Consider the following 16,238-nt stretch of genomic DNA (forward strand, 5'->3'; position numbering starts at 1 on the left):
GCTGTTTTGCATTCAATGCTGCTCCGCGCGGCTAAGGAATTTTCTGTTTATGTCGCTATCTATGTCGCAAGCCTCCACTAGGGTAGATACTCATACCAACACTCACACCTTAGCATCAGAACATCAACAAAACGCTGGCATCGTTATTATCGGGGCGGGCATGGCAGGCAGTCGCTTTGCCATTGAGCTTGCTCGCACACAATCGAATGATGATAAATCCCGTTTGCCAATTACGTTAATCAGTAAAGAGCCGCACGTGGGCTATAACCGAATTATGTTGTCACCAGTATTGGCTGGCGACACAGCGTTTGAAGATACTTATTTATATGACAACTCAGAGTATGAGCAGCTGGGTATCACCGTACTGGCTGGGGTTGCGGTAGAGACAATAGATACCAAGTGCCAGTGTATTGAGCTAGATGATGGGCAAACACTCAACTATACCAAGTTAGTAATGGCCACAGGATCAACTGCCCGAGTCATTCCATTCCCCAATCACACAGCTAAGGGCGTGCATGTGTTTCGAGACCTTGCCGATGTGACCGTTCTGATGGACTATGCCCGTCAAGGAAAAACGGGGTTGGTGATTGGCGGTGGCGTACTGGGATTGGAAGCTGCCTGCGCGTTAGCGGCACAGGGCGCGAGCATGACGGTCATTCATATGGACGGTTATGTACTCAATCGCCAACTAGACCTGCCAGCGGCCGAGCTTTTGCAAGCTGAGCTCAGTCGCCGAGGGGTTGATCTCGCAGTTTCTGCCCATACTGAGGCCATTGAGATGAATGATGCAGGAGAAGTATGCGGATTGTCTTTAAAGGACGGGCATACGCTAGCGGCCGATTTTATCGTGATGGCAGTGGGTGTGATACCCAATACAGCGCTTGCCAAACAAAGCGGGCTTGAGGTTAATCGCGGTATTGTGGTCGATAATTTTATGCACACCAGTTGTCCCAATGTTTATGCCATTGGTGAGTGTATAGAGCGAGAGGGCGAGCTATTTGGAATGGTGGCGCCGGTCAATCAGCAAGTGGATACGTTGGTCACGGTTTTAAAAGATGACTTGATAGAAAACGATATAAATGTGATAGATGGCAAAGCCACCGTGCCAGATCACTGGGTTCCTTTTGTAAGTAAACCGCTGTCATTAAAATTGAAAGTATCTGGTATGTCGGCATTTTCTGCAGGACAAATCGCTTTTGATGACGAAGCCGCTGATACTGTTGAGACCCTCGTATATCGTCAGCCTGACTTAAACCATTATCATTGTCTGTACCTCAAAGAAAACAAACTCATTGGCGCTGTACTTTATGGGGACACCAGCGACGGTAGCTTTTACAGTCAGTTGATTATAGATAATGTTGATATTACGCCCATCAAAGACACACTCATATTTGGCGAAGCATATTGTCATTTGGACGAAATTACGCTTAACAATTCGCTAACTACGGAAGTAGATGTAGAATTTAATGATACAGACAAGAACGTCAATCATCATAAAGTGGCCGAACTGTTAGAGGATGCATTATGAATGATGCTACCGCCAATCAATCTGCTGCTAGCAAAGTAGTGTCAGCTAATAAATCGAACAACCTACCTAATAGCGTACAAAAAACGACAGGCCACGTCATTGAAACACGTGACATAAGCGCCGCCAAAAATACAGAAAAAGCACCGTCGTTATCTAATGGTAATTTGATTAATAGCTCGATCACTACTATCCGCACGACGTGCCCTTATTGCGGTGTGGGATGCGGTGTGTTAGCGAGCGTGAATGCAACAGAGGTGCTGAGCGTCAAAGGAGATCCTGAACATCCGGCTAACTTTGGTAAATTGTGCTCAAAAGGGAGTGCGCTGGCACAAACATTGGGCACCGCACGCCGCTTGACCGAGCCATATTATCAAAACAAGCAAGCAGTCATGCAACAGCATCAGCCTATGCAATTGGATAATAATTTTAATGCTAGAAACCTATCTGACAAGCCACTGATAGAGCAGATAGACTGGGACACCGTTTTAGATGACGTAGCCAGTCGTTTAAATGACACCATCGCCAAATACGGGCGAGACAGCATTATGTTTTATGTCTCAGGTCAATTACTGACTGAAGACTATTACGTCGCCAATAAATTTATAAAAGGGTTTATCGGTAATAATAACATCGACTCCAACTCTCGGCTGTGCATGTCATCCGCAGTAGCTGGGCACAAACGCGCGTTTGGCGCAGACCTTGTGTCGGGTAATTACGAGGATTTAGAGGCTTGTGATTTATTAGTGCTGGTAGGCTCCAATATGGCATGGTGCCATCCTATTTTGTTTGGTCGATTTTTAGCCGCCAAAAAAGCCAATCCTAATAAAAAACTGATTGTGATAGATCCGCGCCGTACGGACTCTTGCGAGTTTGCCGATTTGCATTTACCAATTGCTGCGGGCACGGATACACATTTATATAATGGGTTGTTGCATTACCTAGATCAGCAGGGTTGCCAGAATGATGAATATGTTAGCCAAAGCTTGGGCGTTGATGATGCGGTAAATGCGGCCAAAGCATGGAGCATTGATAAAGTCGCCAGTGCTTGTCAAGTGTCTGCGGAAAGTATCCTCCAGTTCTATGAATGCGTTGCCGCCACTGATAAAACAGTCACTGCCTTTAGTATGGGCGTCAACCAATCGCAAAGCGGAACCGATAAGGTCAACGCCATTATCAACACTCATTTGTTCACAGGGCGTGTGGGCAAAGTAGGGGCCAGTCCGTTTTCACTCACTGGACAGCCTAATGCAATGGGTGGACGAGAAGTAGGCGCCCTTGCTAATTTGTTGGCGGCGCATTTAGAACTAGAAAATGCCGATCACCGGCAGCTTGTGGCAGATTTTTGGCAGTCGCCTCAGACTATCTCCCCAAACGTGGGTGTGAAAGCCTGCGATGCTGCCGCTGCCATATTGGATGGTCGTATCAAGGCCATTTGGATTATGGCCACTAACCCTGTAGTCAGTTTGCCAGATGCTGATAATTTTCGCCAAGCGCTTGCTGCATGTGATTTGGTGATTGTCTCTGATTGCTCGGTAGACAGTGATACGGTGAAGTGTGCCGATATTGTATTGCCTGCTCAAGGGTGGGGCGAAAAATCTGGAACGGTCACCAACTCTGAACGGCGCATCTCTCGACAGCGGACATTAATGCCTGCAGCAGGGCTTGCCAAACCAGATTGGTGGATACTGTCTCAAGTTGCCACACGCATGGGGTTAACGGAATTTGATTACCAACACCCAAGTGAGATATTTAATGAGCATGTGGCATTGACCGCTTATGGCAATACGCACAACCAAAGCCCATCCAATTCTAATAAGACCTATCCTCGCTACCTGAATCTTAGCAAAGACTTGTCTGCTTTAATGACAGATGAGGTGCCAGCCGATAAACCTGCTCAACAACATATTAGCCAGCATATTAATCAGAACCGCAATCAAGCACATCAGCCAATCGCACTCAGTCAGCAAGCATACGAAGAGCTGTTACCATTTCAATGGGGTGGCACGCGTATCTCTATGATTGATAAGATAAAACCTTTAGAAAACGAGATCATTAATTCCGCTGCTACTATTACTAAGGCACAGTTAATCGCTATTACGCCCTCTAATGAAGCGAGCATAGCCAATGTGCATCGACGTCAAAGAAGGAATCCCCCTCAACCGATTGGTGAGAATCAATCGCCCTCTAAACAAGAGCTTGAGCATGATAATCAATCTGAAAGCCAAGCGATTCATTTACGCCTGATTACGGGCAGGCTGCGTGATCAATGGCATACCATGACTCGTACTGGCCTTGCACCGCAGTTAAATCAACATCAGCCAGTACCGACTCTGACCATACATCCTAATGATGCACGGCAGCTAGGTGTTCAAGACAATGACTTTGTGCAACTGCATCGTAGGTATGAAAACTACGGAAAGTATGAAAGCTATGAGAACGGCGTGACCAGTGATGGCATAGTCAGTGATATCGCGATGAGCACGGCTAAAGATAGTAATAAGCCAGCGAGTACCGTGATGGCGCAAGTTGCCATTAGCAATACGTTGCGCGTTGGTGATGCATTTATGCCCATGCATTGGAGCAATGCTTTTGCTAGCTTCGCTCGTGTAGGTCCCATTATTCCGACTGTCGTCGATCCGCATTCAGGGCAGCCAGAGCTCAAAAATTCGGCGATTAGTGTCACGCCCGTTCCTATGCAATCATTTGGCAAGATTTTGGTGCATCCTGAGTGGCAAGACGCCGTTATAGTGCAATTACGTACTATTTTGGCCAATTTTTCTGCCAAAGTGTCAGAGAAAGAATTGTCTGAAACAAAATGTGAGATACATTCAAATAATATTTTGTCAGAGGCACTACCTGCACTCACTTGGAGTTTGAGTCATCAAAGTAACAGCGTCTTGATCAATCTCGCTAGCCCGATGGTGGAGGCTAGCAGTACCTTAGCGTGCCCCGAGTTTTGGCAGCAGTTTATAGCATCTATGCAATCATTATCACAGCCAAACTCTCAAGAGCATGTCATGCATACGGCGTTTACGGTCGATAATGTACAGAATCAATTGCGTTTTATTGTGACGCAATCTGCACCTGAGATAGACTCAAATAACCCTGCTATAAATCGTCAAGTATCTGATGATGAAAAGCCCAGTACACAACTGATTATGGCTGTTTATGTTGCCCCAACGCAAAAACAATTACCGAGTGTACGCTGGCTCGATAGCTGCTTTATGGATACCAGTCAAATACCTGTCAATCAACGATATAAATGGTTGCTAGCGGGGCGTCCTGCCAGCGGTTATGTCGATCCAGGACCTTTAGTGTGCTCATGTATGTCAGTTGGAAAAAACACCATTCTCAACGCTATCACACAGCATGGTTGTACTAGTGCGACGGCAGTGGGTAAGCAGTGCCGAGCAGGTATCAATTGTGGCTCTTGCGTGGGGCAAATCAATGCATTAATCGCAGAATGTGCCCCCTTGGCGCAAGCTTAGATAGTCGTGTGGCACGTCGCTTGCAACCTTTTATATGCAATTACTGGTTGAGTGTTGTGTTATGAACAATAAGCTATTTTAGAGTAGGGGTTTATTCACAACTTTGCTTTTGGTTGCCCATTTTGCTGTATTCACGCTGTTATCAGGAGTCACCATCATGACCAATATATCTGCCGCTACCTCAACGCATGAGACCTATCAGCTAATGGGTCAACACTGCGCAGAAAACGTGCAAACTTGCACCAAAAGAGGCACTGTGCATCTGATTGGCGCAGGATCTGGTGACCCTGAACTCTTAACCTTAAAAGCGTGGCGAGTGATGCAGCGTGCAGAGGTGGTGTTGTATGACAGTCTGGTGTCTGAAGATATTTTGGATATGTGCGCGACTACGGCTGAAAAAATATTCGTTGGTAAGCGCCGCGCCAACCATGCATTGCCACAAGAAAGCATTAATGAGCTACTGGTCAAACACGCGCTGGCAGGCAAGATAGTGGTTCGTTTAAAAGGTGGCGACCCCTTTATTTTTGGACGTGGTGGTGAGGAGCTACAGGAAGTGGTGCGTCATGGCATTCATTTTGAGTCTATTCCAGGTATCACTGCCGCAAGTGCTGCTGCTAGCCGTGCAGGGATTCCACTAACGCACCGTGACCATGCTCAGTCGGTCAAGTTTGTCACTGCTTGCAAAAAAAATGGCGCGCCTAATAATGATTATAGTGAGCTAATGGACAGCAGCCAGACAGTTGTGTTTTACATGGGTTTGCACCGTTTGCATGAGATGACACAAGGGTTGATAGCAAGTGGGCGCGACAGTGAGACGCCTTTTGCCATTATTAGCCATGCCAGTATGCCAACGCAGCAGGTACTTATCGGTACATTAAGTGATATCGCTGATCGGCAAGCTGAAGCAAAACTGCCAACACCTGCACTTTTAATCATGGGTGATGTGGTCGCTTTATATCATGAGTTTGCAGGCTACAATCTTGGCAATCTGGATAAAACGTCATTTATAGATGTGAATGAAGTCATAGATAGTGAAGGTTTAGCACCCAGTCTTGAGAGTGTTGTGTAAGTTGAAGCACGCCTAGTAAAAAATACTAAAAGTGTCTACAGCTAATCATCTCATACTGGGTTAAAACGAGCAGAAAGCTAAAACCAGAATTTGACCCCCGCAGTCAAACTACTGCTATCAATCGATTCATCTTCTTGACGCCGTTGACCACGAGCCTTGCCAAGCACTGTCTCATAACTAACACCCACATAAGGAGCTAGCTGGCGACTGAACATCTCGTAAGTCAGCCTAATCTCAGCTTCCATCTCATTAAAGCCCTTGGTAATACCATTATCATGGTCGTCTTTACTAAAGGCAGTCAACCCCACCTCCGGTATGACCACCCAGTGCTGATCCAAACGCCATTCGTATTCTGCACCTAAATCAAGACGAAGTTGACCATCGGTATATAAGTAGGCTCTCGCATCGGTTTCGATGAAATAAGGCGCGGTGCCGACAATACCTGCCATCACTGCAGCGTTATCGTTTTCAGTATCGTAAGCGACACCAGCTTCACCATTCCAAAAAATGCTCAGTGGTTTCCAATAAGCAAGCGAGCTCAAGCTATCTATTTCTTTATCATCTTTAGTCTGAGCACTACCTTCCGTGCGTAGTCTTATACGATTGCTATCAGTACCGTACCAACCCGTCGCCTCAAAGTTGATTTGGTCTTCATCAAACTGATAGCCCAAGTCGTCTACTGACACTCCCCATAATGGCATGCTGCCCATCATCATTGGCTTACCATACTGTCCGTAGGGAACCCCATTTGAATAGTCTGGACTGCGAGCATCGGCTGGTGGCTGCCCCCCTTGCATACCAGACATATCCATGCCACTGTGATCCATACCAGACATATCACCTGACATATCCATGCTGCTATGATCCATATCAGACATATCACCTGACATATCCATGCCACTGTGATTCATATCAGACATATCACCTGACATATCCATGCCACTGTGATCCATATCAGACATATCGCCCGACATATCCATGCTGCTATGATCCATATCAGACATATCACCTGACATATCCATGCCACTATGATCCATACCAGACATATCCATGCTGCTGTGATCCATATCAGACATATCGCCCGACATGTCCATACCACTGTGATCCATATCAGACATATCACCTGACATATCCATGCCACTATGATCCATACCAGACATATCACCTGATATATCCATGCCGCTATGATCCATATCAGACATCTCAGCAGCTGTTGCAAAAGAGGATGTGAGCAAGACTAGCGATGACAAACCAATAAATGGCAGATTTTTCTTAGATATTTTCATAATAAGCCTCATATTTGAAGGTTTGTTAAACAACGGCAACTTCTCGGAACATACCAGCTTCCATGTGATAAAGCAGATGGCAATGCCACGCCCATCGCCCAAATTCACCCGTCACATCAAAGCTAATCTTTTGCGCAGGTTGCACCACAATCGTATGTTTACGTACCTGAAAGTCTCCAGATGGCGTGCGCAAATCACTCCACATACCATGTAAGTGCATAGGGTGATTCATCATAGTGTCATTGACTAAGGTAATACGTACGCGCTCGTTAGGCTTAATATTGACAGGGGTTGCATCCTTAAACATGACACCATCTAACGCCCAAATATAGCGCTCCATGTTACCTGTTAAATGTAGCTCGATCTCTCTAGTAGGTTTGCGCTGCTCTGCAAATATTGCCTCATCGACAGAGCGTAGCTGACTATAATTCAGCACGTCACGATTGATATTACGCAGGTTAATACCGGGGTCATCGAGGTTCATACGTGGACTGTCGACACGCATATCAGATTTGAAGTCATACTCTGTTTTGGCGTGCTTTGCTTTATAACCATCAGCACCCATCGCACCCATCATATCGGCCATGGTTAGCCATTCGATCTTATCCATAGCAGGTATTGCGGCACGAGCACCTTTTTTGGTTGCAAGCGTGGTCGAGACATAGCCTGAACGATCAATGTTTTGGGCAAATATGGTATGCGCGTCTTGAGTAGGCGTGACGATGACATCATAGGTCTCAGCTACGCCAATACGGAAATCATCAATATCGACAGGTGCGACGTCAATACCATCTGTTGCCACCACAGTCATTTTGAGACCCGGTATACGCACATCAAATATCGTCTGTGCTGAGGCGTTGATAAAGCGTAGTTTGACGGGCTGTCCCGCTTTCACTAGCTGTGTCCAATTGGCTGCTGTGGTCTTACCATTCATCAGATACGTAAAAGTTTTTTCACCAGACAAATCGGTGAAATCCGTTGGCATCATGCGCATCTTATTCCACATTTTGCGCTTATCATGAGCGGCTTCTAGATCTGTTGCGGCAATATCAGACAATAGCTTTTTGAAGTCTGGCAAGTGGTAGTTATCAAAGTCAGCACGCTGCTTTAAGAGTTTCAAGAGATTATGCGGATCGCGGTGTGTCCAATCACTGAGCACAATAACGTGGTCTTCAGCGACTGGATGACGCTCACGGCCTTTTGGCTCAATCACAATGGCACCCAGCATACCGGTTTGTTCTTGGAACCCACTGTGTGAGTGATACCAATAGGTGCCTGATTGTTTAAGTTTGAATGTATAGGTAAAGGTGCTGTTCGCAGGAATACCATCGAAGCTGATACCTGGCACACCATCCATCTCAAATGGAACGAGCAAACCATGCCAATGGATAGAGGTTGATTCATCCATTTTATTATGAACACGGATGATGACTGTATCGCCTTCACGCATCTTTAGCGTTGGTGCTGGCAATGAGTCATTAATCAGTGTTGCCATACTCGACTTGCCATTGACGATAACGGGCTTTTTGCTGACATAAAGGTCAAACTCGTTGCCAGTTAAGATGGGTACGATATGGTCAGATTTATCACTGTTGACGGTTACATTTTGTTGCCCTTTACCGAGCGCACTATTGGCAATAGACGGCAGCGTAGATAGCATGGATGCCCCTAACAAAGTAGAAGACCCTGTTAAGAAACGCCTGCGGTTAAGCATATTTTTGTTCATAATAATTCACCTAACTTAATCCGTGAAATGGGAGTTGAGTTCATATAACTGTTGGCTCATTAATAGAACAGAATGAGCTATCTTAGCCGTCAATCAAAATATATCTGATACTGCGGCGATTCAATGATTGCATAAATAGCTGTTGAGCCAGCCTTGTTAAGCTGCGTCACTTTATAAGGCATAGACATTTTTTATTTAGCAGCTTTTTACTTAGAGACTCTGTACTTAGAGACCTTGCACTTAGAAGTCTTGTATTTAGAGTTCTTATATCTAACAGATTTGACTCTGTGTATGGTCAAAGCAACAGAGGTTTTAATCTATGTTGCTCAGTGTGCCATAGTCGCGTCAGTGAGTGACATATCTAATATCTCGTCATCGAATCTAGTGGTCAACATCGTATATTGATCCGTATTCAGTTTGGGTAATTCTCTGATAAAAGCCACCATCGCCCACATTCTGTCATCATCATGAGAGGCGCCCCAAGCGGGCATTCCAGAAGCCATAATACCGTGTTTGATGGCCCAAAATCCTTGTCTTGCACCAGCCTCACTTTGGTAGCGCTCAACGATATCTACATTGGTAAAGTTTGGCGGTTTCGGATAGAGGTTGTTACTCAAGTCTGTACTTGTGATACCGGGTGATAGATGACAGCCTGCACACATATCTTTATAGTCTGCGCCACCTGAGCTTATCATTTCTACCTTTTCTAAATCTGGAACCAGGATATCTTTACTTGCCCATTGAATTGAGCGATTGCGAGCGGTTTCTAATAAGTTGTAGACGATTGGACTGTGTTTCTGATCAGCACCAACGTTGACGATACCACTTGTGATAACAACAAAAATACCAATTACAATGGCTACAATAGTGAATACTACGCCCAATAAAAATTTCATACGTTCATCCAAAAAAACTATTTTGTCACTCACCACTATCTAATGAATAAAATCGACTAAGTCATGATGAGTGTTGAACAAAGTTATTTCTTAAGAAGCGCTGTTATTGGTAACACAGTGTTTTTTATACATCGCTTTCATTTTTTCCATATTGGCCATCATTGCTTTCATTGATGGATCGTTCATATCCATCTTGCTATGATCCATTTTTTCCATCATCTGCATGTGCTTTTCCATTTTTTCACAATTCATCTGATCTTTTTCAGCATGCATTTTTGGATCATGTGCCATAGCAGAGGTTGAAACGACTAAGGCAATAGCGGATGCTACGATTGATTTAGATAACCACATAATTAATCCTTTTTTTGGTTTGATAATAGTATTGATAGTTGAAGTTATTGAATCTGTCTAAAGTATAAATAAAAGTTTCTGACAGGAGCATGACTGCAAAATGACAATATTGTCATCTTGCAGATTCTGAGCGATGCTAAAAGCGTAGTGGGCTTGGTAAATTTATAACTTGAAAAAGAATTTGCCATGACCAAAAAGAGATAGAGTGACAGCGTTAAATCAAATTAGAAGCAGTCATGCAGTCATTGGGTGATAAGGTCAGTCTGAAAATGGTTGTTTAGTATTTGGGTTAGAAATAGCGACGAATACGTTATCTAACTGGTAGAACTAAGCGATTGGAAGTAAACTATTTGATGGCATTGCTAGAGCGAAACAGGCTGGCGCACTCTATTACATCTTTATATAGTCGGTTCAATATAATTTGGATACGAGGAAGCCGAGTGAAAGTACTACAATTAGTAGACTAAGCGAGACTGACACCGTATCCAATTTATAGAGGATTGACTACATGCTTTTTAGGGCACAACTATAATAATTTATTAAGGAAAGACTATGCATATCACGGCTAATTTCGATGCAGGTAATATTGATATTATTAATTTAGACGATAAAAAAGACATTAAATTAGCGATTCGTCCAGACGTTGGCGAAGAGTTTTTTCAGTGGTTTAATTTTCGTCTGTCCGGCCAGATAGGAGAGCAGTATATTCTCAATATCATGAATGCAGGAGAGGCGTCTTATTTGGAAGGGTGGGAGAATTACCAAGCGGTTGCGTCTTATGACCGTCAGCAGTGGTTTCGTCTACCAACTTCTTATAAAGAGGGCAAATTAACCATCGTGGCAGAGTTAGAATGCGAAACCATTCAAATTGCTTATTTTGCGCCCTACAGCTATGAGCGTCATCAAGATTTGCTTGCTGCGGTACAGACCCATCCATTGGTAACGTTAGAGCATTTAGGGGAAACGCTTGATAAGCACGATCTGACCTTAGTTAAAATTGGTGATGACAGCAATAGCGATGTCAATAAACGCAATATATGGATTACCGCCCGTCAGCATCCAGGTGAAACGATGGCTGAATGGTTGGTCGAGGGTTTGTTATATGGCTTATTAGACAGCGACAATGCCACAGCTAAGTCATTATTGGGTAAAGCGAACGTCTATATTGTGCCCAATATGAACCCCGACGGTAGCGTGCGCGGGCACTTGCGTACCAATGCGGTAGGGACTAATCTAAACCGTGAATGGGAAAGCCCAAGCTTAGAGAAAAGCCCTGAAGTATTTCATGTGATTAATAAGATGAAAGAAACTGGCGTTGATCTTTTTTATGACGTGCATGGTGACGAGGCATTGCCGTACGTATTCCTTGCTGGCTCTCAAGGGACGCCAAGTTATAACGACAGATTGGCCACACTGCGAGATAGATTTTCAGACGTGTTAAAACTTGCCAGTGCTGACTTCCAGTCTGAAGTTGGCTATGAGATTGATGCACCGAGTGCTGCCAATATGACGGTTGCAACCAACTGGGTGGCTGAATATTTTGACTGCCTTGCCAATACCTTGGAGATGCCATTTAAAGACAATGATAATCTGCCTGATGATGAGATGGGTTGGTCACCGGAGCGCTCTGCTAAATTAGGTGAAGCGTCGTTAGTGGCAATACTTGCCGTGGTGGATGATTTGCGTTAATAAAGATCTTAGCGGCGAATAATCTCATTGTTATTACTATTTTTAAAATGATGACATGGCTTAGTTCTCTTACTATGTTCTCTGACTATATAAATTAGCGACTGACAAAAAAAAGGGTTGTTCTGCCAATATATCGGCAGAACAACCCTTTCACCATTATGCATGAGCGGTCGTAATGGTTTGAATGTTTAACAGACACTAGGCCTTAGTAAAAATAACGTCTTCACTCAAGCGTGATTTAGGTATCTTGGCATTGAAATCTTCATCGCTACGGTAGCCAAACGATACTACTGCCACGGCAGAATAGCCCTTGCTACGTAAGTCGAACTCTGTATTAAGTGCCTGTAAGTCAACACCTTCCATCGGTACAGTATCAATCCCTAATAGCGCCGCGCCCAATAGTGCTCCGCCCATGCTGAGATATACTTGTTTGGCAAGCCAATGCGGCTCGTCTTTGTTATCGAATCGATGCATGTCTAAAAATGATTGGCGACCTTGATGCATCTGTGCTTTGAATTCTGGCTGGGCATAACGACCATCTTGATCTTCTTTGTCTAACACAGACTGCAAATATTCATCATCCGCATAGATACGAGTACAGAAAACCACTACATGTGAGGCATCTAGTACTTTAGGCGTATTAAAAGGAAAGGCCTCTTGAGTGCTTTTGGCAATACGTGCTTTGCCTGCGTCATCATCTGCAATCACAAAGTGCCATGGCTGAATATTGGTGCTTGATGGACTCATTTGCAATAGGTCTTTTATTTGCTCAAAGTCCTCGATAGATATTTTTTTGCTTGCATCAAATATTTTGGTGCTGTAACGCCAGTGTAGTGCTTCATTAATGGTTTTCATAATAGTCCTTAAGTACAGCTGGCTTCAGTTTTTAGCCAGCTTTTGATATGAGTGTGTTGTTGTTCTAAGCGTTATTAGACCAGCCTTCAAGTACGATTTTACCATGGGCTTCTCTGTTTTCTAGCATTTGATGAGCGCGGCGCAAATTGCTAGCAGTGATGGCACCCAGCTCATGAGCCACGGTGGTTTTTAGTTGACCGGCGTCAATCATGGTGGCTACTTGGTTTAACAAGCGATGCTGCTCAATCATGTCAGGCGTGTTGAACATTGAGCGGGCAAACATAAATTCCCAATGTAGGCTCAAGCTTTTTGGTTTCAATGCGTTGGCATCTAGGGTTTTAGGGTCATCAATGAGCCCCAATTTGCCTTGAGGTTTTAGGCATTTGATGATTTCAGCATAATGATCTTCGGTGTTGTTAAGGCTCACCACATAATCTACTTCGGTAATGCCTGTTTTTTGCAGCTCATCTGACAACGGATTGTGATGATTAATCACATAATCTGCGCCTAGCGTTTTTAGCCACTTGACGCTCTCATCTCGTGATGCCGTACCAATAATGACAGCTTGCGTTCTGGTTTTTAGCAACTGAGTCATGATTGAACCCACGCCACCTGCTGCGCCAACCACCAATACAGACGGGCGATTCTCAGTCGTGTTTGTATCATCAGTATTTTCGCTAGGGGCAACAGGTACTTGCAAGCGATCAAACAACATCTCCCACGCGGTGATAGTAGTTAGGGGTAGGGCAGCAGCCTCATGAAATGACAACGACTTAGGCATGTGTCCGACAATACGCTCATCAACCAATTGATACTCAGCATTGCTACCTGAGCGAGTCAAATCGCCGGCGTAGTAGACACGGTCGCCTACTGAAAACAAGCTAACCTCATCGCCAACGGCTGTGATTACGCCTGCTGCATCCCAACCAATAATGGCAAACTCACCTTCTGCGGCAGGTCTGGCTTCACGGATTTTGTAATCCACAGGATTGACTGATATAGCTTTTACTTCGACCAAAATATCACGGCCCGATGCCACTGGTTTGTCGATAGTAATGTCTTGTAATGCCAGCTCGTTACTAATAGGTAAGTTGTCTTGATATCCGATTGCTTTCATAGTCGTAGTCCTAAATGTTTGTTTATGGGTATGGAATAAAAGTTATAGTGTGGGCGTCAATATTTCTTGAGTCTGTTGCATGAGTTTGGCTATGGCTGTTTTATTCAAGGCATCGCTATGCGGTGTGCCAAACTCGCCCCGTTCATCGCCATGCTTGCCTCTAATATCATTATCAAAATATCGACCAGTTTGATGAGCAAACTCATCGTCCGCTGCCAATGCGACCAAAATATCAGCCCCTTTATCAGCAGATGACCAGTGCTGTCCGTAAGCATCGTTTGCCATACGGGTATTGAGTAATGAGCCAGGATTGACGGCGATTACGTTGATATCATTAGCAGCGACCTGTTCAGACAAAGCCATGCTCCACATGGTTAACGCCAGTTTGCTTTGCGCATAGGCATCTTGATCGCTTAAACCCTTTTGTCCTGCTAAAGCTTGCGGTGATACCGTTTGCTGCGCCGCCGAGCTCAAATTGACAATACGAGCAGGTAGGCTGTCGCTAGGTGTATTTTTAGAGTCATTAACCTCTGGTGCACGCATTATAGGCAACAATGCTTGAGTCAATAAGTAAGGGGCAAAGTAGTTCACCACAAAGCGCACATCAAACCCTTCTGGGGTTTGGGTATTTGCTACTTTAAACACGCCTGCGTTATTGATTAGCACATCTAAGTGCAAGCCCGCTGCGGTGAACTTGTTTATAACAGCGTCTGCCATGCTTTTAACATCAGTGAGCTGAGCAAAGTCCGCCACGAAGCCATCAACGTCTATTTGTTGATTGGCTTGGGTCGCAGCTTCTTTGACTTCTGCAACCACATCGGTAAGCTTATCGGTATCTCTACCATGCAGATAGATGTTGTGGCCTAGTTGTGCGAGTTTGATAGCGGCTAATTTACCAATACCATCGGTACTGCCTGTGATTAAAATAGTCTTTTTCATTTTTTGTTCCTATTTATTTTTAAAGCGGTTTATTTTAAAGCCGTGTTATTTATTCGATGTTTTCGATCATGGTTTATAATAATCAATCTGATTACCTGCGACCAGTAGCGACAAGGGAAAACACTTTCAATATTTTTTTGAAAGTCATATGTGTTTGAGTATCTACTGAGTAAGGTGTTATCTACAGATAGCGGATCAATTAGATTAATCAGCTGCTACTCATCAACTAGCAATCGACTGATAAACGAACTCTAGAATGGTGCAAAACGATCGGGTTGACTGTGTGGCACTGTCCATCGTTGATTGGCATCAATATCACTATGTAGCCCGACACCACGCGGTACTTGCATATTATCGCCATACAGCCAAAGCACCATGTTTGTGCGTGTGCCACTGGTAATAGGATGGGCTACGTGCGGCACATTACCTCGGTGAATAATTGCCATACCAGGCTCGAAGATGGCTTGTTTGGTCTGCCCTAAATGGCGATCGACAAAATCGACTTCTGACCCTGTAAAGGGTTCAGCTATCAAATTTAAGTTGATATTTATCGTCACTGCCGATGCATCAGTATGGAGTTGCAGCGATGTGTCACCTGTGGGCTGATATTGAATCGAAAACCCAAAGGTTTGAGTGTCGTAGCCATAAACATCTGCAAACAGTAAGCGAGCGATGGGCCGCACATAGCGATTCATGATCTCATGATAAAACGCCTGAAAATGGGGCGCGGCGATATAACCTGTCGATCGTGCATCCAGCATCGCTCCATTGCGATTTAACGCAATACCATAAGGCGGACGTATTGGAATATTGGCATCTGCCACGGCTTGTAAATAACGACGAAGCTGAGACAGTTGTGTCGGGTCAAAAAACTGCCCTTGGTAGACACCAGGTAAAATCTCTTGCCACAAATCTTTTACCGCCATTTCTGTCTCAGGTGTCTTCCACGCTTGTGTCACAGCGTCACGTAGTGTTGGGTCAAATAATGAGTCATCAAGTACGGGCAATTCCGTCTGAATGGTTTCCCATTCTGTCCATGCCTGCTCAAATAACTGACTATTTTGATGCCAGAAATGCTCTACTGAAGGCGCACGTCTTAGCATGTCTGATTTTGAAGGCAGTTTTAAGTTGCGCGCTTGCTGTAGTGGGCTTACGTGATCGCTTTGCTCAGTGTTGAGTGCGGTGTTGAGAGCAGTGTCAGGCTGTTCGATAGTGTGCATAATGAGTCTCCAAATGTAGGGGTAGATCTTATGTACACATATTACTATAATTAATTATTTTGATAATTAGCAGG

Annotated in this window: 12 protein-coding genes; 4 read left to right on the forward strand and 8 right to left on the reverse strand. The window is 44.5% G+C overall.

Annotated features, from left to right (window positions below):
• Positions 1-49 precede the first annotated feature (49 nt).
• The 3 genes from I6E84_RS06840 (at position 50) to cobA (ending at position 6,085) form a co-directional block, all read left to right on the forward strand.
• On the forward strand, positions 50-1,528 hold the full coding sequence (locus tag I6E84_RS06840) for an NAD(P)/FAD-dependent oxidoreductase (RefSeq protein ID WP_227681338.1): 1,479 nt from the start codon (positions 50-52) through the stop codon (positions 1,526-1,528).
• Positions 1,525-5,016, forward strand: coding sequence for a nitrate reductase (locus I6E84_RS06845; protein ID WP_197217058.1), 3,492 nt, complete (start codon positions 1,525-1,527; stop codon positions 5,014-5,016). The genes I6E84_RS06840 and I6E84_RS06845 overlap by 4 nt, the downstream gene beginning before the upstream one ends.
• Positions 5,017-5,173: 157 nt before the next feature.
• The gene (gene cobA, locus I6E84_RS06850) at positions 5,174-6,085 is read left to right on the forward strand and encodes a uroporphyrinogen-III C-methyltransferase (protein WP_197217060.1); all 912 of its coding nucleotides are present in this window, start codon (positions 5,174-5,176) and stop codon (positions 6,083-6,085) included.
• A gap of 77 nt (positions 6,086-6,162) precedes the next feature.
• On the opposite strand, the gene I6E84_RS06855 is transcribed toward cobA, so the two are convergent.
• The 4 genes from I6E84_RS06855 to I6E84_RS06870 form a co-directional block, all read right to left on the reverse strand.
• Complete coding sequence (locus I6E84_RS06855) at positions 6,163-7,371, reverse strand: copper resistance protein B (protein WP_197217062.1); 1,209 nt, start codon at positions 7,369-7,371, stop codon at positions 6,163-6,165.
• A 25-nt stretch (positions 7,372-7,396) separates the two neighbouring features.
• Positions 7,397-9,097, reverse strand: a complete 1,701-nt coding sequence (locus tag I6E84_RS06860; protein ID WP_320158633.1) for a copper resistance system multicopper oxidase — start codon at positions 9,095-9,097, stop codon at positions 7,397-7,399.
• A 326-nt stretch (positions 9,098-9,423) separates the two neighbouring features.
• The gene (locus I6E84_RS06865; RefSeq protein ID WP_197217064.1) at positions 9,424-9,993 is read right to left on the reverse strand and encodes a c-type cytochrome; all 570 of its coding nucleotides are present in this window, start codon (positions 9,991-9,993) and stop codon (positions 9,424-9,426) included.
• A 90-nt stretch (positions 9,994-10,083) separates the two neighbouring features.
• The gene (locus I6E84_RS06870; RefSeq protein ID WP_197217066.1) at positions 10,084-10,344 is read right to left on the reverse strand and encodes a hypothetical protein; all 261 of its coding nucleotides are present in this window, start codon (positions 10,342-10,344) and stop codon (positions 10,084-10,086) included.
• A gap of 552 nt (positions 10,345-10,896) precedes the next feature.
• On the opposite strand from I6E84_RS06870, the gene I6E84_RS06875 reads away from it, so the two are divergent.
• Entirely contained in the window at positions 10,897-12,033 is a 1,137-nt protein-coding gene (locus tag I6E84_RS06875) for a M14-type cytosolic carboxypeptidase (RefSeq protein WP_197217068.1), read from the forward strand.
• 198 nt (positions 12,034-12,231) lie between these two features.
• Here the strand turns inward: I6E84_RS06875 and nfsB are convergent, their stop codons facing one another.
• From nfsB to I6E84_RS06895, 4 genes are all read right to left on the reverse strand, one after another.
• Positions 12,232-12,888 carry an oxygen-insensitive NAD(P)H nitroreductase gene (nfsB, locus tag I6E84_RS06880; protein ID WP_197217069.1) on the reverse strand — a complete coding sequence of 219 codons (657 nt, stop codon included), beginning with the start codon at positions 12,886-12,888 and terminating at the stop codon, positions 12,232-12,234.
• A 64-nt stretch (positions 12,889-12,952) separates the two neighbouring features.
• The gene (locus tag I6E84_RS06885; RefSeq protein WP_197217071.1) at positions 12,953-14,005 is read right to left on the reverse strand and encodes a zinc-binding alcohol dehydrogenase family protein; all 1,053 of its coding nucleotides are present in this window, start codon (positions 14,003-14,005) and stop codon (positions 12,953-12,955) included.
• A 42-nt stretch (positions 14,006-14,047) separates the two neighbouring features.
• Positions 14,048-14,944 carry an SDR family NAD(P)-dependent oxidoreductase gene (locus tag I6E84_RS06890; RefSeq protein WP_197217073.1) on the reverse strand — a complete coding sequence of 299 codons (897 nt, stop codon included), beginning with the start codon at positions 14,942-14,944 and terminating at the stop codon, positions 14,048-14,050.
• Between the two features lie 251 nt (positions 14,945-15,195).
• Positions 15,196-16,164, reverse strand: a complete 969-nt coding sequence (locus I6E84_RS06895; RefSeq protein ID WP_197217075.1) for a hypothetical protein — start codon at positions 16,162-16,164, stop codon at positions 15,196-15,198.
• Positions 16,165-16,238: the final 74 nt, after the last annotated feature.

Origin of the sequence: Psychrobacter sp. SCQQ22, from assembly GCF_015864605.1 — a bacterium.
Taxonomy (GTDB): Bacteria; Pseudomonadota; Gammaproteobacteria; order Pseudomonadales; family Moraxellaceae; genus Psychrobacter; species Psychrobacter fozii.